We start from the raw sequence: 22,567 nt of genomic DNA on the forward strand, positions 1-22,567 counted from the left end.
CGTATCCCGCGGCAAACCATTTGTCTTCCCGTTTTACCGCCGTGGGAAAGCGGCTATAGGCTGGCCGGAGGAGAATGGCGGCGCTCGGTCATACTCAGGGCGTCCGTGGGGCAGGCGTTGCGGCAGAGGCCGCAGCCGTAGCACTGCAGGGGGCTGATCACGGCCCGGTGGCCGTCGGCGGTGGGGCGGCTGCCGATGGCCTGGAACGAGCAGGCTTCGGCGCAGGCACCGCAACCGTTGCAGCGCTGTTCATCCACCACCGCCAGTTGTTCCCCCCGGAACATCAGCTCCACATCCAGGGCCAGGGTTCGCAAACCCAGGCAGTCGGCGGGGCGGCAGTTGCAGATGGCACCGATGAAAGGGGTCATCATGGTCCAGATGGTATGAATGGCGCCCTCCTTTTCCAGCGCCTCCATCTGGCCGATGGCCGCCGCCGGGCTGAGCCGCTCCAGCCCCTCATCCTGAGCCATACCGAAATAGCCCATGTCCAGGTCTTCATACCAGGCGTCCGGGGTGTAGCTGACACTGTAGCAGCAGCGGTTTTCCGCCTTCAGGGCTGCCCAGCGGCAGGCGCAGGGCAGCCGCACCACCGTGGCGGCCTTGCCCACCAGGGTCCGGATATCCTCGATGGTGACCACCTGCCCGAAATGCTCCTCCTTGGCCCGTTCCTCCATGGCCCGGGTCAGCCGCGCCGGCAACCGGCCTTTACGCCGATACAGGCTTTCCAGCCGCCCCAGGGAGGCAACCCCCTCCTCGATGGTGGAGGTGAAAAAATCCTTGATGTAACCCCGGCGCCGCAGGTCGGCGGCCAGATCCCGGCCATAATTGGCGGCATTCTTGAACCAAACCTGACCATCACCATGTTTGGTGCAAAATTCACACATAACTTTCCAGCCTCCTTCTTGCCTGTTCAGTAGCGTAACTTTCAGCCCCCGGCAGGTGATCCCAGCTCCCCTGAGCCGGGATCACCTCTGTCATTATTACCGTTGGCTGAACCGCTCCAGCCAGCGATCCATCCAGCCCCAGAACCTTTCCGGCAGGCGCCGGTACCAGGAGCGTTGCCGCCATTGTGAATAGAGCATTTCGTGGCTCTGGGCAAAATCATGCTCGAAGAGTTCGGCAACCTGACCTACCAGTTGGCGGTCACGGACTTCCTGGTTGGCCTCCAGGCTCCAGCGCAGATTCCAGCGATCGATGTTGCTGGAGCCAATCGAGACCCAGTCATCACAGAGCTGGATCTTGGCGTGGATAAATCGGGGCTGGTATTCAAAAATCCTGACCCCGCTGCGCAGCAGGGAGGCGTAGAAGCGCCGCCCGGCATGGCGGACGGAGGGATGGTCGGTGTGGGGCCCGGGCAGCAGCAGACGCACATCGACTCCCCGCCGGACGGCCCGGCGCAGGCGGCGGCGGATCTTCCACGACGGAATAAAGTAGGCCGTGGCTATCCAGATCCGCTCTTTGGCCTGGCGCAGTTGCTTGAGCAACGAACGCTTAACCTCCGTGCGGGTGGGCAAATTCACGACCAAGCGGGCCAGTTGCCCGCCACGTTCGGGCTGGTCGGGCAGCGGGGAAAAGGTTGGGGATTCACGGGTCTGGTGCCGCCAGGTGCGCAGGAACATATCCATCCAGTCCGCCACCACCGGCCCCTGGATTCGCAGCATGACATCATGCCAGCCCATGGGCTGCATGGCGGTCTCGAATTCATCGGCGATCCCGGTCCCGCCGGTAAATGCCAGCCGGCCATCGATGATCAGCAATTTGCGGTGATCGCGAAACAGGTTGCGGCGCAATTTGCCGTAATGGAGTGGGTTGTAGAAGCGCAGCCGGGCCCCCGCCGCCAGCAGTTGCTGGCGATCCCTCGGCAGCAATTTGCGCGCCCCGAAGTCATCCAGCAACAGGCCGACGTAGACCCCGCGCTGGCCTGCATCACAGAGCGCGGCAATGAAACGCTCGGCGACCCGGCCCGATTCAAAGAGGTAGAACTCCAGCAGGACAAACCGCCGGGCCTGGTCGATGGCCGCCAGCATGGCCGGAAAGAACTTTTCGCCGTCAACCAGCAACTCGATCTGGTTGCCGGGGCGCCAAGGGTAGCGAAAGCGGTACTCGGAGATACTCAAGTTATTCCTCGATTCTGGGTGCAAAAGCCGCCAGCCAGTGGCCGAGACACGGAGATCCTCCCCAAGACAGATCCGGTCAAAACCAGAATTCTGTGCAATAACGGCTGCCGACCAGGGTGTCAACGAAAAATCGGTCAAATAAGCAACCTGCTGCCTGTGGAGCGCCATGACCACGGCAGCGGCTTTCTGCTTTTTACAGGACCTTGCGCCGCCGAGCAACCCGGGCAGGTATAACTTTGATTCCCGGTTTTGTTATTGACAATCATTGGGACAATTCAGGACAATGAAACGCAACAGACACGTAAAAAAGCAAAATGCCTCCGGCCGTAATGGTCGGCAATACTGGTAAGATAAATGTCTGCGAGGCCCAAAATGGCAGCCCTCCGTTCATTGCCTGCTTTACTCCTGATTGTGCTGGCCGGCCTTGGTCTGGTTGGTTGCGCCACTCAAGTTCCGGGCCCGATTCGGGAAGCCCCGGCACTGGACCTCACCCCGGACGAAATTCGCGCCGCCCCAATGCACTTCGACGGGGCCACTATCCGCTGGGGCGGAATCATCGCCACGGTGGAAAACCGGGTTGACCACGCCCTGATCCATGTGGTCTCTCGTCCCCTGGAACTTAACGGCCGGCCACGGAAAACCGATGTCGGCCACGGCCGCTTCCTGGCACAGGTGCCTGGTTTCGTCGATCCGGCAATATATACCCTCGGCCGCGAGCTGACGGTACGTGGCAAGGTGGCGGGGATAAAGCGTCTTACGGTGGGGGAGTTTGAGTATCCCTACGTGCTGGTGCAAGTGGAGGTAAAACACCTGTGGCCGATACGCGAACCTTTACCCGACTACTCCTACCCGCATCACTACCCCTACCATTACCCCCCTTGGTGGTATAACCCCTGGTACGATCCCTGGTTTCCCCAGCGCTACCCGCCTTACCGACCTCATGTTCGCTGATAAACGGCATGGCATGATGCGGATATCGAATCGCAAGCGGCTTGCGGGCAGGCTATTTCCGTGGCCAGGAGCCATTGATGACCACAAGGAGAATGGCATGCGTCAGTTAATCGTCATGTTGCTGGTGCCGATCCTGCTGGCTGGCTGCGCCACCGGCCCCCGCTACGACACCCACCAGGTGGCACTGGACCTGCTGCCGGCGACGGTATCCGAGAATCCCGAATCTTACCGGGACAACAAGGTACTGTGGGGCGGGCTCATCGTGGCCACCCATAACCTGCCTGATCACACTGAAATCGAGATGCTGAGCTACCCCCTGAACCAGGCCCAGCGGCCCCTTGCCGATCGCCCAACCCAAGGGCGATTTCTACTGCGCCAGGCGGGCTACCTGGAAGAATTGGACTATGCCCCCGGCCGGCAGGTGACGGTGAAGGGCGTTCTGGCCGCGGCTAAACAAGGACAGGTGGGCGAAGTGACGTATACCTACCCCGTGGTTGAGGCCCAAGACCTTTACCTTTGGCCGCCGGCCAGGCACGCCCCCGAGCGAACCCGTTTTCATATCGGTATCGGCGTAATCTTCGGCCGGTAGTCAGCTGTTCACGGCAAGACCAGTTCAGTTTCCCCGCCCACGATGACGGTGATCAGGCGTTCGGGGTCGAGGCGCCGCTGGAAGGCGTCGCGGATGCCCTTGGCGCTCACGCTTTCGACGTAATCGCTGTAGGTGTGCAAATAGTCCAGCGGCAGGCCGTAAAAACCCATCATGGCGAGGTTGCCCACCATGTCGCGGTTGGATGCGATGCGCAACGGGAACCCACCGATGATGTTGCGCCGGGAGGCCTGTAACTGTGCGCGGTCCGGGCCCCGGTCGCGGAAACGTACCAGGGTGTCGCGCATCACCTGGATGGCCTCGTCCGCCTGGGCGGCCTGGGTTTGGACGCCCATGACGAAAGGCCCTTCCACTTCCATGGGCACGAAAGAACTGTGAACGCTGTAAGCCAGCCCCCGACTGCTTCGCACCTCTTCGAAGAGCAGCGAGGTCAGGGAACTCCCCCCCAGCATGTGGTTGCCCACATAAAGCGGGAAGTAATCAGGGTCTCCCCGGCGCATCCCCGTTTGACCCATGAACACGTGCGCCTGCTCCGAAGGGAAAGGTACGCGGATGGTACGCGCCTCCTCAACGGGTTTGACCTCCGGCAGTGGCGCCGCGGGGCGGCCCTCGGGTAATGCCGCCGCCACCTGCGCGGCGATATCCTCGGCCTGTTCGCGACTCACCCCACCCACCAGCACCAGCACGCCATTGCGGGCCACGTATAACTCCCGGTGGAAGGCCTGCACCTGTTCACGGCTGATGGCGCCGACGCTCTCCGACGTACCCAGCGGCGACGAGGCATAGGGATGTTCCCCGAACACGGCCTCGAAAAAAAGGCGCTGAGCCACGGAGCCGGGCCGCTGGGCTTCCGCCTCCAGGGCCACCAGGGTCTGGCGGCGGGCGCGCTCCAAGTCACGCTGGAAGAATCTTGGTTGACCGAGCACGGTGGTGAAGGTTGCCAGGGCCCTTTCCAGCCAGTCGGGCTCGGTGAGGCCGCGAAGGCTCAGAAACGCCATATCGCGCAAAGCATCCGCATCGTACTGGGCGCCTACGGATTCGAAGCGCTCGGCGATGGTGTCCGCATCCCACTCGCCGGCCCCGGCCTTGAGCAGCCCGTTGGTCAGCCGGGCCAGCCCGGGCTGATCGCCGTCCCTGGCGCTGCCGGCGCGAAATATGACGCGCAGGTCCAGCATGGGCAGCGCCGGCGCCGCCATGAAATAAACCTTGAGCCCGTTCTCCGTCTCCCAATGTTCAATACCCGGCCCCGGCTCCGCCTGCGCGCCTCCCGCCGGAGTCAACAGCAGCATCAGCAGGGACCAGAACAGGAACCGCCGCCAATTCATCCGCCTAATTTTTGTCGGCGCCGCAAAAAACGGCGCCGACGGAGTACGCTTGGCAAACCCTGGTTTTCTTATTACCGACCAACCCGTTTGGCGTTTTCTTTGCGAGTCCATCATTTTTTCGCTTTGTCCTGTGTGTTTTTGTTACACGAAGTCTTGCCCGCTTGTTGGCTGCTTGCTCGAATCTGGAGCACGGATGAACGTTTACAGCCCGTTAAATCAACACTTAGCTGGCCCTGGTGCACACTTACGTCAACGCAAGTGCCCTTCAAAATACCCCGGCGGGTCGTCCGGGTCGATGGGCAGTGGCTCCAGCCAGCCCACCGTTCGCCGGTCAACGTCGAAATACTGCCGCGCCACCGCCTGCACCTGCTCGGCGGTAACCGTGCGCACCCGGTCGGTGATTTCCTCCACCGTGCTCCAGCCCAGGCCCACCGTCTCCAGCATACCGAGTTGCATGGCCTGACCCTGCACCGAATCTAGCCGATAAACCTCGCGGGCGACCACTTGCGCCTTGACCCGCTCCAGTTCCTCCTCGGACACCGGCTCCTCCTTGAGCCGCTGAAGGGTGGCGGTGAGCGCTTCCTCCAGTTCGCTGAGCCCTACGCCGGGAGCCGGGGTAGCGCTCAGGGTGAACAGGGTGTCCAGGCGGGAAAAGGCGTTATAGCCGACGCCGGCGCCGACGGCCAGTTCATGCTCGCGCACCAGCTGGCTGGCAAAACGGGCGCTCTCGCCACCGTCCAGCACGCCGGCGGCAACGAGCAGCGCATAGGATTCCCACTCCTCTTCGGCGGTCATCAATACCGGCACCTTGTAACCCATCAGCAGCACCGGCACCCGCGCCGGAGCCCGCACCACCAGACGGCGCTCGCCGCGCTGGGGCGTCTCAAGCCGGGGCTTGATCTCCGGCAGTTCGCGGGCCTCGATGGGGCCGAAATAGCGCTGCGCCATATCATATACCTGCTCCGGGTCCACGTCACCCACCACCACCAGGGTGGCGTTGTTGGGTGTGTACCACTGGTCATACCACCTACGCAGGTCAGCCACCGTGTAATGCTCGATATCGGTCATCCAGCCGATGACGGGGATACCGTAGGGGCTGTTGAGCCAAGCGGTCGAATTGACGTGCTCGAAGAGCAGGGCGTTGGGGTTGTCTTCGGTGCGCAGGCGGCGCTCCTCCTGGACCACTCGCATCTCCTGGACAAATTCCTCCTCGTCCAGGGTGATGTTGCGCATGCGGTCGGCCTCCAGCTCGAGGGAGATCTCCAGGCGATCGGCGGCGAGCAGTTGGAAGTAGGCGGTATAGTCACGGCTGGTGAAGGCGTTTTCCCGCCCGCCCTGCTCGGCGATGATCCGCGAGAACTCACCGCTCGGGTAGCGGGTGGTGCCCTTGAACATCATGTGCTCCAGGGCGTGGGAGATGCCGGTGATGCCGCCGTATTCATGGGATGAGCCCACCCCGTACCAAACCTTGGAGATCACCACGGGGGCCCGGGTATCCGGCTTTATCAGCACCTTCATGCCGTTGTCGAGCGTGAATTCATGCACATCCTGGGCTAACCCTTGCAAGGGCGACAGCAGAAGGTAAAAAATAATCAAGAAAAAGGCTGACCATTTAGGAATATTCATTTCGGCTCTTGCTCCCCGATATGTGATTGAGCGACCTCGCAACAAGTCTTGCTTTACTTCTTGACACCCGCAGCGACAAAGTGTTCATTTTCCGGCAACCTTTCGGCAGCCTTTGTCAAAAAACCTAGCCAAACAGCCCAGGAAAAACCATGAAATTTTATTTGCGGACCCTGACCATCGCCGGTTCGGATTCCGGCGGTGGAGCCGGCATTCAGGCCGATCTTAAGACCTTTTCCGCCCTGGGCTGCTTCGGCATGAGCGCCATTACCGCCATCACCGCCCAGAACACCTGCGCGGTGATGGCCATTCACCCGGTACCGGCGGCCATGGTGGGGGCTCAGATCCAGGCGGTACTGGATGATATCGGGGTGGACGCGGTCAAGATCGGCATGCTCAACACCCCGGAGGTGATTGTCGAGGTGGCCCAACGGTTGGCCGCCGGGGACTGCCCCAATATCGTTCTTGATCCGGTGATGGTGGCAAAAAGCGGCGACCAACTGCTGCAGGAAGAGGCCGTTACTGCCCTGCGCCAACACCTGATCCCCATCAGCACCATCATCACCCCCAACATCCCCGAAGCGGAAGTACTCAGCGGGCTGCCGGTGGGCAACCGTTCTCAGATGGAGACCGCCGCCCGGGCCTTGCTGGAACTGGGCGGTCGGGCGGTACTGCTCAAAGGCGGCCACCTGCGCGGCGAAGACAGCCCCGACTGCCTGGTCACCGCCGGCGCCGATCCCATCTGGCTGGAAGGCAACCGCCTGGCCACCCCCAACACCCACGGCACCGGCTGCACCCTATCTTCGGCCATCGCCGCCCACCTGGCCCACGGCCTGACCATTGCCGGGGCGGTCAGCGCCGCCAAGGAATATCTGCGCCGGGCCATCATCGCCGGGGCCGACTACCGCCTGGGCCAGGGCCACGGCCCGGTCCACCATTTCTTCGCCAGTTGGCCGCAGCCCTGAAACACCCCCAGCATAACATTACTAAATTAGTTGATGGCGGCCCCGACCGGCCGGATTATCGCCGATCTGCAAGACAACCCAGTGCGCCAGGAAGCGGCGTGCAAGCGCCCCTCACACCGAAGCCCCCCGATGAGCCGCCCGGAGCTGGACGAATATGAAAAACAGTTGCAGGCCAGAATCGACGAATCCATACTGCGCCATATTTTTTCCGGTCTTTTAAAAAGATAGCCCTCCGCAACTCCTCTTACCCAAACCGCAGGTGCGACAATTTGCCTAATTGATCTTAACGACACCAGGCCTTAAGATCGCACCATAGTAATGGCCACAATGTGGCAGTCAGCCTGCGGGCAACCAAATGAGAGGAGATTTGACCATGGAACAGAAGAAACAGGAAGCAATCGTTGCCGACAACCGCAAGGGGATCGATCTGTCCCGCCGGGAAATGCTGATCGGAACCGGCGCCTTGATGGCCGGGGCGGCGATTTCGCAGTTGGGCCTGGTTACCCCTGCCCAGGCGGCCCGGACCAACGGCGCGGCCTGGCCCTGGCCCTACGAAAAAGTGGACCCGGCCCGGGTGGGAGAAACCGCCTACCATGCCTGGTACGAGGTTTTCTGCTCCCAGGCCGTTACCACCGGCCTGTTTGAGCAGCTGCGGCAAAACGTAGGTGAGCCATGGACCGACTTCCCCATCGAGTCAATCAGCTTCGGCGCCGGCGGCATGTTGGGCTGGGGGTTGACCTGCGGCGCCCCGGTAGCGGGAGCCCTGGTTATCGGCCTGGCCGTTCCCAAGGAATATTCCAACGCCATGATCCATGACTTGCTGCAATTCTATGCGGACACTCCGATGCCGGTTTATTCCCCGGTTAACCCGAAGTTCAATGGGGAAATCCCCAGGTCTGTAGCCAAAAGCCCCATCTGCCACCAGTCGGTGGGACGGTGGATGAAGACGGCGGACCGGAGCTTTGGCAGTGATGAAAGAAAGCACCGCTGCGCCAGCGTCACCGCCAGCGTGGCCTATCGCACCGCCGAGCTTCTTAATGACTGGAAGGACGGCAAATACAAACCCGACACCGCCTGGAGTGGACCAGGCACGGTAGGCTTACCGGCCCAGCAAAACTGCATGAGCTGCCACGGCAACGATATTCCAACCGCGCCGAGGTAATTTTGTCAGGCGAGGGGTGGTACCATTTCACCCCTCGCCACTCTTTTTTTCCCGCCCCGCCTGGCGACCCCGCCATCATTGTCAATTGCCATCGGGCAAAAAACACATGACAGAGGAGCAGCTCGTCGTGGGTAAGCATTCGTTACAAGCCACAATAAAGTGGCATCGAAAAATCAAAAATAGCTTACCAGTCCAGATCGGCCAGTACCGGCAGGTGGTCGCTGGCGATTTTGGAGATCTGCATCCGGCAGCGCTGGCGCTTGACGATCTCAAATGGTCCGCGGACGAAAATCTTGTCCAGGCCACCGGTGGGGGAAAAGGAGGGGTAGGTAAGGTAAGGGCTTTGGAAATTTTCTTTATGGCTGGAAGCGCACTTAAAACCCATGATCTCGGTGAACATGGGTGCCAGGCGGGTGAACCAGTCGTTGAAGTCGCCTCCTACGACACAGGGCTCTTCCGGCCCCAAGGTGGTGAATTCCGGGGTTTTGACCAGATTGCCCACCTGCTGGGGCCGCTCGTGAAAGGACAGCCCCAGATGCAGGTTAAAGACCGCAAGAGAACGGGGGGAGCCACCGCTGACGGGCACCTCAAGGGCGGTGTAAAGACAGCCCCGGGCCTTGTGCTTGGGCAGGGTAAGATCAATATTGCGTTGGGACGTAATGGGGAAACGGCTGAGGGTGGCATTGCCGTAATGCCCTTTGCTCAGGGCCACATTTAGCCCCACCGCCCGGTGGGGGTAGTCGCAGAGCGCGGCCAGTTCCTCGGCCAGATCCAGGTGGCGGGAGCGGGGTACCCCCACATCCACCTCCTGGAGCAGCAGGATATCCGGCTCGTGGTGCTTGATGATCCGGGCGATGCGTTCGGGGCGAAACCGGCGGTCCACCCCGATGGCCCGGTGAATGTTGTAGGACATAACTCGTAAACGCATAACTGCCCTTACCGGACTCCCATTTTTTTACGCCGGGGCTTTTGCCCCAGCTTGCGGCAAAAACCGGCCAACGCCTTGAAGTAAAGATCACCCACCCGCTCGATGATATCGTTGTGGCCAGCCCCCGGTACAATTTGAAATTCCTTGCTCTGGGCACCGCAATGGGCCTGCAGGGATTCAGCCAGGCCGGGGGGGATAATCTCGTCATGCTGGGCATGAAGGATATAGGTGGGTTTTTCCACCAGGGTGATCTTCTGCAGATTGCAAAAACCGTCGGCTTCATTGTCCAGCCCGCAGGCCTGGACATCAACCCCCAACCCCAAAAGCAAGGGCAGGGTCTGGGCAATACCGCTTTCGATGATCAACCCCTCCACCTCGCCGGCCGGAGCGGTAACCGCCAGATCGATGGCCGGGACACTGCCCAGAGAGCGGCCCATAACTCCCAATCGGCCGCTCTTGCCCTGTTCGGCCAGAGTGGTACGCACCATTGGCAGCATTTGACGGGCATCACTGATCATGGCCGCCACCGAAGGGATGCCGCCGGCGGCACCGTAACCCCGATATTCGGCCACCACCAGGTTGATGCCGGCGGCGTTGAAACGGGGCCCCAATTCATCATAATCGCTGGCCACCTCACCGTTGCCATGGAAGAACAACAGGGTGGGCGCCTCCTGGGCGACCGCCCCCAGATGGTAACGAAGGGGCAGCTTAACCCCCGGGGCCACCTCCACCTCCTGGTCAAAAGCCGGAGCCGCAGGTGGCTGCCAGTCCGCTCGAGGATGGAAAAGAGCCCCGGCAATGGCGGGATGCTCCAGCTTTTTGTAACGCATTTCGCGAATATCCATTTTACAGTCCCTACTGGTGATAATATTGATGCGTGATCACGGCGCAGACTGATCACTTGCGTAAAGTTTTATCAGGGTCACCTCGGGCGGGGCCAGAAAGCGCACTGGCGGCCCCCAGGTGCCGGTCCCCCGACCCACGTAAAGGTAACGGCCGTCTTCAGCCCGGCTCAGGCCGGATGGTACCCGGTAGGCCAGCCTGGTAAAAAAGTTAAACGGCACCAGTTGCCCTTGGTGTATATGCCCCGACAACTGCAGGTCGACATGGCCGCCGGAAACTACCACCGGCTGATGCTTGAGCAGAATATTATACGTATCCGCCGGCAGTTCGGCCAACAATTGTGCTTCCTGTTCCGGTGGCGTCTGCCCCAGGGCGATGCCGGTCCGATCATCCACCCCGGCAATGCGCAGGCGGTCACCAATGGCCACACTCTCCCCGCGCAATACGGTAAAACCGGCCGCTTCCAAAAACTCCAGGGACTCCGCCGCCCCGATATAAAACTCATGATTGCCGAGAATGGCGAACTTACCCAGCGGCACCTCCAGGCGACGGAATTTTTCCGCCAGATGGGCAATCCCGTCTCCCTGACCGTCAACAATATCGCCAGTGGCCACCAGAATATCAGGCCGGGCCGCAGCAACCGCCGCCAGCATCGGCGCCAGCCGCTCTTCCCGGATCAGCAGCCCCAAATGGACATCGGTGATTTTGACAATCCGCAAAGGCCGGTCCGAAGGCCAAGGTGAGCTTGCAGTGCCGGTATCATCATCCGCCAGGGCCGGAGCAAAACCGGCCAATTCCGGCGCGGCCAGCCTTACCTCTTCAACCCTGATATCCCGGGCCTCGAAGTAACCATAACCACTGGCCGCCAAAGAGAAAAGGAGGGCCAGCTTAAAAATACCGGACGGCGTCAGCAAAGCCTCAACAAAGCCTGGAATGCCCAAAGGAGCCGGCTCATCGGTTGGCAGGGACAGCTGTGACCGGCTTCGCAACCGGCGATAACGAAGCAGCCAGGCCGGCAGCGAGAGCAGCAACGCCGCCACCGTAAACAGAAAAATAAACCCCATCCAGTAAAAACCGACATAGGCCATTGCCCGGGCCGCTCCTTCCAATTCTTGCCGTTCCAGCAAACGAACCAGAGCCGGGGCCAAGGTCAGTACCACCAAGGTAAGCACCAGCGGCCAGCGCCAGCTCCCCGGCCCCCAGGCCGCCCTCAGCCGGCGGTAGAAAAGCCAGTGCAGGCTGCCGTAAACTAAAAAAAACGCCGATAGAAACAGTAGCATTTAAGGACACTCATCGTCAGCCACCGGACCATCGGCCGATGTTTATCAATTTATTGCCCCAACGCTGACAATCTTACCAAAGCCCGCCCAACGTGTTGTTCGGTTCGCGAAAACAGGCAGTTACAAACTGCGTACCCAGTCGGCGGCGCAGCTTTTTGCGACGCCGACAACGTTGCGCTAGCCTGCGGGAACGAGTAGAATGGCCGGGATTTATCTCCGGCGAACCACACACAAGAAAATACAAGGTCGGCGCAACGCCGCCAGGCATCCCGACCTCTTACCATCCTCACGAGGGGATCAATGAGCATGGAACTAATCTCCATTGACCGGAACAAATGCAAACGCGACGGCATCTGCATGGCGGAATGCCCTTTCGGGCTCATCAGCGAGGGCGAGGATGGCGGTTACCCCGCCACCCGGCGGGCGGCGACCCGGATTTGCATCGACTGCGGCCACTGCCTGGCGGTCTGCCCCCACGGCGCCTTGACCCTGAAAGGCCAGGGACCGGAAAGCTGCCTGCCCCTGGACCGCAAACTGAACCCCAGCCCCGAAGCCACCGCTCAACTGCTGCGCAGCCGCCGCAGTACCCGCAACTACAAGGACAAGCCGGTGCCCCGGGAAGTTCTCAATGAACTGCTGGACATCAGCCGCTGGGCGCCGTCGGTAAAAAACGCCCAGCCCACCAAATGGCTGGTCATCGAATCGGCGGCGGAAAAACGCCGGATGATCGAGCTGACGGTGGACTGGATGCGGGCCAACAAATCCTTTGCGGGAGTGGTCAGCGCCTGGGAAGAAGGGAAGGACAAAATTCTCAACGGGGCCCCGAGCCTGGTGATCGCCTACGCTTCGGACAAGGCCCTGAAACCGGAAATCGACTGCACCATTGCCCTGACCTACCTGGACTTGGCGGCCCACGGCAAGGGCCTTGGCACCTGCTGGGCCGGCCTATTCCTGGCCGCCGCCTTCAACCACCCGCCCCTGCTGGAGGCCCTGGCGCTGCCGGAAAACCACCGGGTACATGGTGCCCTGATGCTGGGTTACCCCAAATACCGCTTTGCCCGGATTCCCCAGCGCCACCCGGCGGACATCACCTGGCGCTAGTAAAACTTCCGGCAGCACCACATCTTGCGGCGATCAGCCCGGCTTGCGTACCTGATGTACGCGGCGCCGGTCTGCTTGCCGCAATCTGCGGCACTGCCGGAAGTTTTACGGCAGCTTATCAGTCCGTTGAAAAACGGGCTGATAAGCTGCCCCTGGATGGGCCGCCGAATTAATTGGCACTGAAAGTGGCAATTAATTCGTGGGGTTGGCCAAATCCATCTTTGGCCAACCGTTAGTTGAAAAAGCCAGGGATGGCTTTTTCAACGGACTGTTATAGGGATTTCGCACTGCCTTACCCGGTCGCCAGCCGGGGCTGTTCGCCGTCTTCGGCAGCGGTCGGGCGTTTATCTAAACAGTAAGGTCGTCGCGGACCGTTTTACGGGGGCCGCCGTGGCCGGCGGAGCGCCAGTCGCGGATGGGGGCCACCCGCTCCAGATCCTGCCGGCGCTCGAAACGGTTGAGCCGCTCGTGGATGAACTGCCAGATGCAGGGCACTTCCTGGTGGATCTCGCAGCGGCCTTCCACCGAACCACCACAGGGGCCGTTCATCAGGCTTTTGGCGCAGCGGGCCACCGGGCAGAGGCCGCCGGTGAGATGCAGCACGCAGTCGCCGCAGCCGGCGCACTGTTCGCTCCAGACCCCCTGCTCGGCGGAACCGCCGAAGCTGGTGGTGTTGACCGCCGGGAAAACCTGGTCATTGGGGCGCAGGTTGGCGATGAAGTTGACCCCCACGCCGCAGGCCATGGAGACAATGGCATCATACCGGCCCTGCCACTGGTCAATCTCGTCGACGTACTCCTTGTCGCACTGGCGCACCAGGGTGGCGCCGATCACCTCGGCCTTCTGCCCCTGTTTCTGCTTACCCAGGCGAATCAACGAGCTGAGCAGTTCCACTTCCCGCTCACCGCCGGCGGAACAGACCGAAACACAGCCACGGCAGCCCAGCACCAGGACGCGCTTGGCATCCTTAACCATTTCCACGATTTCATTAACCGGTTTACGTTCGGCAATAATCATCTCTTTTCCCCTTTGAACGGACTGGGCCCGAGTTGCTGAAGTTTCTCGTTCATCTCCTGGGTCACCCGGACAAACTCGGGATGAAAGCCCCGTTCCAGGTGGAACATGGCCACCCGTTCGGGCTCCACTTCCAATTCCTCCAAGGCCTTTTTCACCGCCAGTACCCGACGGGCGGCCCGCTGGCTGCCCATCAGATTATGGCACTCATCGGGTCGACAGCCAATCACACAGACCCCGTCGGCGCCCTGTTCAAAGGCGGCCAGCAGGCTGGAGACTTTCAATTTGCCTCCGCAGACCAGCCGGTTGATGGTGGCGTTGGCGGGAAAACCGTCGGCGGCCAGGCCTTCCGGCCCTTCGGCCAGGGCCTGCTGGGAGGTGTAATGACAGCAGAAGACTTGAATATCCGGGGTAAAAGCCATTTTTTTTGCCCTCCCTTAGCGGCCGCCGCCGGCGGCGGCGATCAGCCGCTCGTCGGCGGACTGGTTAAGTTTAATGGCCCCGGCCGGGCACTCTTCCGGACAGATCCCGCAGGCCCGGCACTCCTTGGCGTCGATATGGGCCCGACCACCCTGGTCGATGACCGGAATCCGCCAGGGGCAGACCCGCACGCAGGTAAGGCAGGAGACACACTGATCACGCTCCACCCAGGCCGCCTTGCCGCGGGCCAGCAGATCCTCTTCGGTGAGCAGGCCCTGCTCCAGGGCCATTTCCCGCAGGGCGCCGACGATCTCGGCAAATTTGACATCCTGGGGGCAGACAAAGACACAGTTGCGGCAACTGGAACAGTAGCCGAGCAGCTCCGAGCTGAGCAGCCGCTCTTTCAGCCCCATGCGGATCATATGAATCAGCCGGCGCGGATCGAACTCCGGAATCGCCTGGCTGACCGGGCAGGCGCCGCTGCAGGCGCCGCAGGAATAACAACGGTTGAGGTGCTCGCCGCCTGGCCGGGCCGTAACCTCGGCGCTGAAGGCCGCACTTATCTCCTTATTGGTAATCGCCATAAACTTTCCCCTGTAACCTGGTAATAACTTGCTGAACACCGCCGACCTGCAAGACAAATCGGCCGAGAGCCGGAACCCGAATCAAAAACAGCGGCGAATGCTACCGAAAAGCAGCCGGTTTGTCAAACCAGAAAGTAACCTTGAAGGCTCGTAACTGTTCAGCAGTGCCCCTGATTGCGGCAAACGGGCCGGCGCCGGGTACACCAGGCACACAAGCCGGGCCGATCGCCGCAAGGCGTGGTGCTGCTGGACAGTTACACCAGAAAACGAAATTCACCCTTGCCCAGCAGATCCTGCAAATGCAGAACACCGATCAGTCGCCGCTCATCGTCGGTCACCGGCAGCACCGTAACTTCATGGCGCTGCATGATGCTCAGGGCATCGGCGGCCAGCAGTTCGGCGCTGATGCTTTTGGGGTCGGCGGTCATCACCTGCGCCAGAGTCAGTCCGGCGAAGTCCGCCCCCCTGGCCAGCATCCGCCGGACATCGCCGTCGGTAAGAATCCCCGCCATCCGGTCGGCAGACTCCATGACCAGCACCGCCCCAAGGTTTTTGCGATTAAGCTCGGCCACCGCTTCCAGCAGGGTAGCGGCGCCTTCAACCCGGGGAATCTCATCTCCGGTAAGCATCACCTCGGCCACCCTGACCTTAAGGCGTTCACCAAGGCTGCCGCCCGGGTGATTGCGCCGGAAGGCCCGGGCGTCGAATTTTTTGCGGTTGAGCAGCACCACCGCCAGGGCATCGCCAAGCGCCAGGGAAGCGGTAGTACTGGCGGTGGGCGCCAGCCCCAAAGGGCAGGCCTCACGGGGCACCGTCACCGTAAGGACCACATCGGCGCCTTGGGCCATGCTGGATTCGGGCCGGCCGGTCATGGCGATAATGGCCGCCCCCCGTTTTTTCAAGGTGGGCAGCAGCTGATTGAGTTCCGCCGTCTCGCCGCTGTATGAGATGGCAAGAATCACATCCCGGGAATCGACGATACCCAGGTCGCCGTGCATGGCCTCCACCGGGTGGAGAAAAAAGGCCGGAGTGCCGGTGGAATTCAGGGTGGCAGCAATTTTCTGGCCAATAATCCCTGATTTGCCGATACCGGTAATCACCAGCCGGCTGGGACAGGCCATGATTAGCTCCACGGCCCTGGCAAACTCCTCGCCCACCTGGTCAACCAGGGACAAAATCCCCTCGGCCTCAATCCGCAAAACCTCTCTGGCCTGTTCAATACTCATGGTTTACGGCCCGGGCATGCCAGCGTCGACCCTCCGCAGCCCAGGGCGTTTTTACGAAAGTCGCGATCCGGCGGCACGGGATAGTTGCCGTCAAAACAGGCTTTGCAAAAGTTTTCCGCCGGCGCCCCGGTGGCTTCCACCAGGCCTTCGAGGCTAAGATAATAAAGAGTGTCCAGATCCAGGTAATCGCGGATCTCCTCCACCGTCCTCTGATTGGCCACCAACTCCTCACATGAAGGAAAATCGATCCCGTAATAGCAGGGATTGCGGGTGGGCGGACAGCTGATCACCATATGCACCTCTTTGACCCCGATGCCGCGCAGCGAACGGACCCGGCTGCGGGCGGTGGTGCCGCGGATAATGGAGTCTTCCATGATGATCACCCGCTTGTTCTCTAGGAAACTGCGGATGGGGTTAAGTTTGACCCGCACCGAAAAATCGCGCATGGACTGGGTTGGCTGAATGAAGGTGCGGCCCACGTAATGGTTGCGGATAACCCCCATTTCCAGGGGAATACCCGAAGCCTGAGCGTACCCGATAGCGGCGTAGTTGCCCGAGTCGGGGAAAGGCATGACCAGATCGGCGTCGATGGGGCACTCCCGGGCCAGAATCTCCCCCATCCGCTTGCGGCTCTGGTAGACGTTAATCCCGAAAATATCGCTGTCGGGCCGGGCGAAGTAGACGTGCTCAAAGATACAGAAGCTTTTGGGCTGGTTTTGCGCAAGATACAGCGAGCGCAGGCCATCCTGATCGATGATCAGCACCTCGCCGGGCTCCACATCGCGGATGTACTGCGCTTCCACCAAATCCAAAGCGCAGGTTTCGGAGGCCACAATATAGGAGCCGTTGTTGAGCCGGCCCAGGCAGAGGGGGCGGAAACCGCCGGGATCGCGCACCGCCACCAGCTTATCCCGGGTCATCATCAAGATGGAATAGGCTCCTTTGATCCGCCGGAAGGTCTCAACGATGGCCTGATCCAACTCCATATCCAGGCAGCGGGCCAGCAGATGCACCACCACCTCGCTGTCCATGGTGGACTGAAAAATTGAGCCCTGACCTTCCAGCTCGTCGCGCAATTTACGGATATTGACCAAATTGCCGTTATGGGCCACGGCCAGGGTGGCGCCCCGGTGGGTGGCGACAAAGGGCTGGGCGTTGGTGATATGGGACGCCCCGGTGGTGGAGTAACGGACGTGCCCCACGGCCAGTCGCCCCGACAGGTGCTGAAGATCTTCCTCGCTGAACACCTCCGGCACCAGGCCCATGCCTTTGTGCTGCCGGATCTGTTCGCCGTCGGAGACCACGATCCCAGCACTTTCCTGGCCCCGGTGCTGCAGGGAGAAAAGGCCGAAGTACGTAATTTTAGCGGCGTATGGATGGCCGTAAATGCCGCAGACCCCGCACTCCTCCCGGGGGCGGTCGAATGTTTGGGCCAGGGGCGGGAGAAGCTCGGATGAACGTTTGGTAATTGTCATGATATAAGCTGTCACTGGTAATAAGAGCAACGGAGCCGTTGCCGGTTAGCGGCACAATCCTCGACACGAACACCGCGCCCGCAAAAGAGCGGAATTATACCTGTTCGGCGGCTCGGGGAAAAGTTTTTTTTCCCGTCAAAAATTTAAGGCATGGAGGAACAACGGCTGGCAAAAGCGGTCAATCAAGCCAGTGGCGCCGCTCGCGGAGGAACTCGGCTGCCAAGAGAGCGGCACCGGTTAAGGTGGCGGCGGTCAGGCCGACCAGGGGAATCCACAGTGGAAAGTGGCAGGAGGCGGGCGCCGGTGAAGATGATGGCAGGTCACGACCGCAAAAAGGGCACACCACCGCCCGGGGGTTGATTTTCTCGCAACAGTATGTACAGGTTCGCGGCGCCATACCGGCACTCTATCCCGGCTGGGTGATACTTGTCAAGAAGGAGTAGAGAAGATAGATTTGCCCTTGTCATTATCTTGCCCAGCCGGTACAATTTCCCTTATCTCAGACGGTTTAATAGTGTCCAGTTAGGCTCCGACCGGGGTCGAACAACCCACAAGACGACCGAATATTAAGTATAATCTTCAATACCAACGAACACCAAACAAAGGAGAACCGACATGGCCAGTGACAAATTATTGGAAATTACCGACGCTGATTTTGACGCCCAGGTACTGAAAAACTCCCTGCCCGTGCTGGTGGATTTCTGGGCCCCCTGGTGCGGTCCCTGCAAGGCCATCGGCCCGGTGATCGAGGAACTGGCCGAGGAATACACTGGCAAGATCGCCATTGCCAAGATGAACGTCGATGACAGCCCGTCGACCCCCGGCAAGTATGGAATCCGCGCCATTCCCACCCTGATCATGTTTAAAAACGGTGAAGTGGTTGACCAGATTACTGGCGCCGTCGGCAAGCCCCAGCTCACCGCCCTCATCGACAAGGCGCTGTAAAAGTGCCCGGCAGACAATCACCGGCAACCGGGCCGACCATCATCGGGTCGGCCCTACTCTTTGCCCTGCTGGTCCTCCTGCTGACCGTCAGCGGCTGCGGCACCAAAAACCGCGGCCAATCAGCGGAGGCTGAGGCTGACCCGCAGGTTCCCGAACTGCTGGCCATGGAGGGCATGGAAAAGTTCAACCAGGCCCGGTATCGCCAGGCCCTGGAGATCTTCCAGGGGCTTAAAGAGCGCTATCCTTTCAGTTCGGTGGGGATCCTGGCGGAACTCAAGGTGGCGGACGCCACCTATTATCTGCGGCGTTACGACGAGGCCCTGCCACTGTACCGGGAGTTTGAGAACAACCACCCCACCAACGAGGCCATCCCCTACGTTATGTTCCAAATCGGCATGTGCCATTACCAGCGGATCGGCACCATCGACCGCGACCCGGCCCACGCTTTGAATGCCATCGCCGCCTTCACCCGCCTGAACCGCGCCTTTCCCGACTCCCCATACCGGGAGGAAGCCGAGGCACGAATCATGGCCGCCCGCGACTTCATGGCCCGCCACGAGATGTTCGTCGCCGGCTTTTACCTCAACACCAAGGAATACGAACAGGCCGAAAGAAGACTGGCTTACTTGATCGACAACTATCCGGAAAGTGCAATCATCCCCGAAGCCGAGGATATCCTGGCTGCCCTGGAGGCCGGAGAGCCGCCCCGCCGGAACTGGCGAGACTTTGTGCCCGATTTCTCTCTGGGCAGCTGGCGGGATTTTATCGGCACCGTCACCGCCGCCCCGGGGGTTGAGGGCGACCACGGCCATTAAGCCCGCCGCACCACAACGGCGGAACAGGACTGCCCCATCTTGACCCGAACCGGTTCTGCCGAATTCGGCGCCCACCGCTGCCGGCAATCGCTTAGCGGCCGGCAGCTGCCCCACGGTCATATCTTTCCTGCTCGCTGTAGATACAGCCACAGTACGGCTGTCGATACAACTCCAGCTGCCGGGAAAGCTCGATTCCCTCCTGCCAGCCCGGCCGGAAATCACGGTAATAAAAACGCACCCCCTCGCGGCGGGCCGCCTGTTCGGCCACCTCACGGATCACCTCATGCTGCTGGTAGCGGCTGTAAAGCAGGGTGGAACTGAAGGCCTCCAACCCCAGTTCCCGGGTCTGCCGGGCCACCACCGCCAGCCGCATCTCGTAGCACAACCGGCAACGCTGTTCCTCGTTGAACACCACTTGCCGCAGATAATCACGCAGACCGTACCGGCGATGGTAATCCACCGGCAACTGCCAGCGTTCCGCCAGTTGCTCGAGAGCCTCCAGGCGGAGCTTGAACTCCCGGAAGGGATGAATGTTGGGGTTAAAAAAAAAGCCCCGCACCGCTACCCCTGCCCCCTGCAACACCCGCACCGGATAACAGGCGCAGGGTCCGCAACAGATATGGAGCAGCAGATTCATGCCTTTTTCTTCTCCGCCACCCGGTACAGCCTGGGCTCAATGGCGTATTTCTTGATTTTATAATTGATGATCCGCAGGCTGGTCTCCAGCAGGGATGCAGCCCTGGTCTGGTTGCCGTCGCTATTTTTCAGGGCATCGATGATCATCTCCCGCTCAAAACTCTCGACCGCGGCGATGAAGGAACTGGGGCTGACCTCCCGCAGGGAATCGGCACTCTGCAGGGTCGGCGGCAGGTGATAGCTTTTGATGGTATCCTCGTCACAGATCAGCACCGCCCGTTCCAGGCAGTTCTGCAACTCACGGACATTACCCGGCCAGTGGTACTGGGTCAGCAGATCGATGGCGGGGGTGGAGATGCGGCGAATCTTTTTATCGTTTTCAGCCGCAAATTTCTCCAGGAAAAATTCGGCCAGCAGCAGGATATCGGTTCGTCGTTCCCTTAGCGGCGGCAGGTAAATGGGAAAGACATTGAGCCGGTAATAGAGATCCTCCCGGAAGGTACCTTCAGCCACCGCCTTTTCCAGGTCCTTGTTGGTGGCGGTGATCAGGCGGACATCGCACTTCAGCGGGCGGCTACCGCCCACCCGCTGAAATTCACGGTCCTGCACCACGCTGAGCAGCTTTACCTGGACGGCGGTGCTCAACTCCCCGATTTCATCAAGAAACAGGGTGCCGCCCTCGGCCAGCTCAAAGCGGCCCTTGCGGGTCTCATGGGCGCCGGTAAAGGCCCCCCGTTCATGCCCGAACAATTCGCTTTCCAGCAGGGTCTCCGGCAAGGCCGAACAGTTGACGGTGATAAAGGGGCCGGCGGCCCGCTTGCTGTTATGGTGCACCGCCCGGGCCACCATGCTCTTGCCGGTGCCGGATTCGCCCCGCAGCAATACGGTGGCGTTACTGGCCGCCACCCGGTGGATCATCTCCAGCACTTCCTGCATGCGGCTGGAGTTACTTAAAATACTGCTGACCCGGTATTTTTCCGACAGCTCTCGGCGCAATTGGCTGTTTTCCTGTTCCAGGCGCTGCTGCTCCTGGTTGACCAGCTGTACCCGCTTGACGGTCTGGGCAATAAGGCCGCTGAGAATAGTAAGAAAGCGCAGATCCTGCTCAAACTCCTCGCCGGTCCGGTACTCCCGATCGACACTTAAGGCGCCGATGGTGTCCGGCCCCCGGCGAATGGGGACACAGAAAAAAGACAGTTCTTCCGCCCGTTTTTTTCTGGTACTGGTGCGGTCGAGAAAAAGCGGCTCTTCGCTGATCCGGGGCACCACGATGGGGGCACCGGAGGCCACCACCCGGCCGGTAATCCCCTCGCCGATCTTGTAAGTCCCCTTTTTACGGGCCTCCACCGTAATCCCGTGGGCGACCTCGGTTTCAATCTGGCCGGTAAGGGGGTTGATAATGGTCACCGCCCCGTTATTAAGCCCTTTCTGCCGGGAAAGAATGGCCAGGATTTTGGCCAGGCAAACCCGCAGGTCGGCCGAGGAAGCCAACTCGCGAGTTATTTCATAAAGACAGGCCAGGTCGGCGTAGTCCCGAGGCAGGGGGTCAGCCGCCTCGGAGTGGCCGGCACCATTTATCTCTGGTTGTTTTTTGTTTTTCCTGGTAGCAGTTGTCATCTCGAGGTTGCCATGGTCATGCACTTAAGACTAGAGTGAGTATAGATTTGTCGACATCGCCCAAAGCCGCGCCGCCGGCCACCGCTATCGGCCGGACGGCAGCATAACAAAATTGTGTAAATTTTCCGTATAAAAATACGACCATCGGCGGGAAAACTTTTCACTCCCCCAAGGTTAAGGTAAGATAGGAAGGTCCGCTTGGCGGACTCTGTCACCAACCCAGCAAACCGTCCCGAGATCATGCGCAACATTTTACCCGCCGGGCTGACCCTGCCCATCCTGGTAGCCCTATTCAAACCCCTTTGCCGATTGTTGCCCGGCCTGGACAAGGACGCCTACGTCCGCCGCACGGTGGAAGCCGGCAACCGCTTTTACGCCCGCCGCTTTCGCCGTACCCCTTTTGACCGGCGCCTGCTCTTTCTGCCCTACTGCCTGCGGGCCGCCGATTGCCCCACCACCATCGACCCCGATCAGGGCCTGACCTGCCCCCCGGAGTGCGCCCTGCCCTGCCGCTTGCGGGAGATGCGCCAACTGGCCCTGGACCTGGGTTATCTCGATGCCTACATCGTCGTCAGCGGCAAGCTGCACCAAAAGGAGGGGGTTCTGCGCAGCCGCAACTTCCTGGTCCGCCGGATCGAAGAACACCAGCCCCAAGGGGTTATCGGCTGCCTCTGCACCCGCGATCTCAGAGAAAAATACCTCACACCGGAAACCATCGGCACCAACGGCATTCTAGGTCAGCACGGCACCCCGGTCATCCCCCAGGTCTGCCTGCTGGACAACAGCCGCTGCCGCGGCAGCCAGGTTAACTGGCAAAAACTCGAACAACTGATCCGCAGCCGGGAATAAACCGCCAACGCCACTACAAGTTGCCAAGCTGCCCCCAAAAGGTAAAACGGGCCGCAGTGCCACAGGTTGCGGCAAGTTGGACGA

General features: G+C 60.7%; 23 protein-coding genes. 8 read left to right on the plus strand and 15 right to left on the minus strand.

Features of this window, described 5'->3' with window-relative positions; genetic code table 11:
* Positions 1-53: 53 nt before the first annotated feature.
* On the minus strand, positions 54-884 hold the full coding sequence (locus P0N66_RS09075) for a 4Fe-4S binding protein (protein ID WP_275804558.1): 831 nt from the start codon (positions 882-884) through the stop codon (positions 54-56).
* A gap of 96 nt (positions 885-980) precedes the next feature.
* Complete coding sequence (locus tag P0N66_RS09080) at positions 981-2,117, minus strand: phospholipase D-like domain-containing protein (protein WP_275804560.1); 1,137 nt, start codon at positions 2,115-2,117, stop codon at positions 981-983.
* Positions 2,118-2,489: 372 nt separating this feature from the next.
* On the opposite strand from P0N66_RS09080, the gene P0N66_RS09085 reads away from it, so the two are divergent.
* Positions 2,490-3,068, plus strand: a complete 579-nt coding sequence (locus P0N66_RS09085) for a Slp family lipoprotein (protein WP_275804562.1) — start codon at positions 2,490-2,492, stop codon at positions 3,066-3,068.
* 97 nt (positions 3,069-3,165) lie between these two features.
* Positions 3,166-3,657 carry a Slp family lipoprotein gene (locus P0N66_RS09090; RefSeq protein ID WP_275804563.1) on the plus strand — a complete coding sequence of 164 codons (492 nt, stop codon included), beginning with the start codon at positions 3,166-3,168 and terminating at the stop codon, positions 3,655-3,657.
* A gap of 8 nt (positions 3,658-3,665) precedes the next feature.
* Here the strand turns inward: P0N66_RS09090 and P0N66_RS09095 are convergent, their stop codons facing one another.
* Both P0N66_RS09095 and P0N66_RS09100 read right to left on the minus strand, forming a co-directional pair.
* Positions 3,666-5,000 (minus strand): M16 family metallopeptidase, encoded by a 1,335-nt coding sequence (locus P0N66_RS09095; RefSeq protein ID WP_275804565.1) that lies wholly within the window; start codon positions 4,998-5,000, stop codon positions 3,666-3,668.
* Positions 5,001-5,249: 249 nt separating this feature from the next.
* Positions 5,250-6,626 (minus strand): M16 family metallopeptidase, encoded by a 1,377-nt coding sequence (locus tag P0N66_RS09100; protein WP_275804567.1) that lies wholly within the window; start codon positions 6,624-6,626, stop codon positions 5,250-5,252.
* A gap of 149 nt (positions 6,627-6,775) precedes the next feature.
* On the opposite strand from P0N66_RS09100, the gene thiD reads away from it, so the two are divergent.
* Both thiD and P0N66_RS09110 read left to right on the plus strand, forming a co-directional pair.
* Positions 6,776-7,588 carry a bifunctional hydroxymethylpyrimidine kinase/phosphomethylpyrimidine kinase gene (gene thiD / locus P0N66_RS09105; RefSeq protein ID WP_275804570.1) on the plus strand — a complete coding sequence of 271 codons (813 nt, stop codon included), beginning with the start codon at positions 6,776-6,778 and terminating at the stop codon, positions 7,586-7,588.
* A gap of 373 nt (positions 7,589-7,961) precedes the next feature.
* Positions 7,962-8,750, plus strand: a complete 789-nt coding sequence (locus P0N66_RS09110; RefSeq protein WP_275804572.1) for a C-GCAxxG-C-C family protein — start codon at positions 7,962-7,964, stop codon at positions 8,748-8,750.
* Between the two features lie 184 nt (positions 8,751-8,934).
* On the opposite strand, the gene P0N66_RS09115 is transcribed toward P0N66_RS09110, so the two are convergent.
* Genes P0N66_RS09115 through P0N66_RS09125 form a run of 3 tightly spaced genes read right to left on the minus strand, consistent with a single transcriptional unit; the run spans position 8,935 to position 11,801 of the window.
* Positions 8,935-9,678: an endonuclease/exonuclease/phosphatase family protein gene (locus P0N66_RS09115; RefSeq protein WP_275804575.1), complete on the minus strand. Its 744-nt coding sequence runs from the start codon at positions 9,676-9,678 to the stop codon at positions 8,935-8,937.
* Positions 9,679-9,686: 8 nt separating this feature from the next.
* Positions 9,687-10,523, minus strand: coding sequence for an alpha/beta hydrolase (locus P0N66_RS09120; RefSeq protein ID WP_275804577.1), 837 nt, complete (start codon positions 10,521-10,523; stop codon positions 9,687-9,689).
* Positions 10,524-10,559: 36 nt separating this feature from the next.
* Positions 10,560-11,801 carry a metallophosphoesterase gene (locus P0N66_RS09125; protein ID WP_275804580.1) on the minus strand — a complete coding sequence of 414 codons (1,242 nt, stop codon included), beginning with the start codon at positions 11,799-11,801 and terminating at the stop codon, positions 10,560-10,562.
* A gap of 300 nt (positions 11,802-12,101) precedes the next feature.
* On the opposite strand from P0N66_RS09125, the gene P0N66_RS09130 reads away from it, so the two are divergent.
* On the plus strand, positions 12,102-12,902 hold the full coding sequence (locus tag P0N66_RS09130; RefSeq protein ID WP_275804582.1) for a nitroreductase family protein: 801 nt from the start codon (positions 12,102-12,104) through the stop codon (positions 12,900-12,902).
* Positions 12,903-13,250: 348 nt separating this feature from the next.
* On the opposite strand, the gene P0N66_RS09135 is transcribed toward P0N66_RS09130, so the two are convergent.
* The 6 genes from P0N66_RS09135 to P0N66_RS09160 all read right to left on the minus strand — a co-directional run bounded on the left by P0N66_RS09135 (position 13,251) and on the right by P0N66_RS09160 (position 18,018).
* Positions 13,251-13,919, minus strand: coding sequence for a methylenetetrahydrofolate reductase C-terminal domain-containing protein (locus tag P0N66_RS09135; protein WP_275804584.1), 669 nt, complete (start codon positions 13,917-13,919; stop codon positions 13,251-13,253).
* Positions 13,916-14,338, minus strand: a complete 423-nt coding sequence (locus P0N66_RS09140) for a hydrogenase iron-sulfur subunit (RefSeq protein WP_275804586.1) — start codon at positions 14,336-14,338, stop codon at positions 13,916-13,918. Before P0N66_RS09140 ends, P0N66_RS09135 begins: the two co-directional genes overlap by 4 nt.
* A 15-nt stretch (positions 14,339-14,353) precedes the next feature.
* On the minus strand, positions 14,354-14,920 hold the full coding sequence (locus P0N66_RS09145; protein WP_275804588.1) for a 4Fe-4S dicluster domain-containing protein: 567 nt from the start codon (positions 14,918-14,920) through the stop codon (positions 14,354-14,356).
* A 254-nt stretch (positions 14,921-15,174) separates the two neighbouring features.
* Positions 15,175-16,146, minus strand: coding sequence for a KpsF/GutQ family sugar-phosphate isomerase (locus P0N66_RS09150; protein ID WP_275804590.1), 972 nt, complete (start codon positions 16,144-16,146; stop codon positions 15,175-15,177).
* Positions 16,143-17,621 (minus strand): amidophosphoribosyltransferase, encoded by a 1,479-nt coding sequence (purF, locus tag P0N66_RS09155; protein WP_275804592.1) that lies wholly within the window; start codon positions 17,619-17,621, stop codon positions 16,143-16,145. Before purF ends, P0N66_RS09150 begins: the two co-directional genes overlap by 4 nt.
* Positions 17,622-17,799: 178 nt before the next feature.
* Positions 17,800-18,018, minus strand: coding sequence for a hypothetical protein (locus P0N66_RS09160; protein WP_275804594.1), 219 nt, complete (start codon positions 18,016-18,018; stop codon positions 17,800-17,802).
* A 218-nt stretch (positions 18,019-18,236) separates the two neighbouring features.
* Here P0N66_RS09160 and trxA point away from each other — a divergent pair, with 218 nt between their 5' ends.
* On the plus strand, positions 18,237-18,566 hold the full coding sequence (gene trxA / locus P0N66_RS09165) for a thioredoxin (RefSeq protein ID WP_275804596.1): 330 nt from the start codon (positions 18,237-18,239) through the stop codon (positions 18,564-18,566).
* 2 nt (positions 18,567-18,568) lie between these two features.
* Positions 18,569-19,381, plus strand: a complete 813-nt coding sequence (gene bamD, locus P0N66_RS09170; RefSeq protein ID WP_275804598.1) for an outer membrane protein assembly factor BamD — start codon at positions 18,569-18,571, stop codon at positions 19,379-19,381.
* 91 nt (positions 19,382-19,472) lie between these two features.
* Here bamD and P0N66_RS09175 read toward each other — a convergent pair whose 3' ends face one another.
* Both P0N66_RS09175 and P0N66_RS09180 read right to left on the minus strand, forming a co-directional pair.
* Entirely contained in the window at positions 19,473-20,018 is a 546-nt protein-coding gene (locus tag P0N66_RS09175; protein WP_275804600.1) for an epoxyqueuosine reductase QueH, read from the minus strand.
* A complete protein-coding gene (locus P0N66_RS09180) occupies positions 20,015-21,634 on the minus strand; it encodes a sigma 54-interacting transcriptional regulator (RefSeq protein ID WP_275804602.1) in 1,620 nt (539 codons plus the stop codon). The genes P0N66_RS09175 and P0N66_RS09180 overlap by 4 nt, the downstream gene beginning before the upstream one ends.
* A gap of 198 nt (positions 21,635-21,832) precedes the next feature.
* Here P0N66_RS09180 and P0N66_RS09185 point away from each other — a divergent pair, with 198 nt between their 5' ends.
* Positions 21,833-22,483, plus strand: coding sequence for a DUF116 domain-containing protein (locus tag P0N66_RS09185; protein WP_275804604.1), 651 nt, complete (start codon positions 21,833-21,835; stop codon positions 22,481-22,483).
* Positions 22,484-22,567 lie beyond the last annotated feature (84 nt).

The organism is Desulfurivibrio dismutans (assembly GCF_029210385.1).
GTDB classification, from domain to species: Bacteria; Desulfobacterota; Desulfobulbia; order Desulfobulbales; family Desulfurivibrionaceae; genus Desulfurivibrio; species Desulfurivibrio dismutans.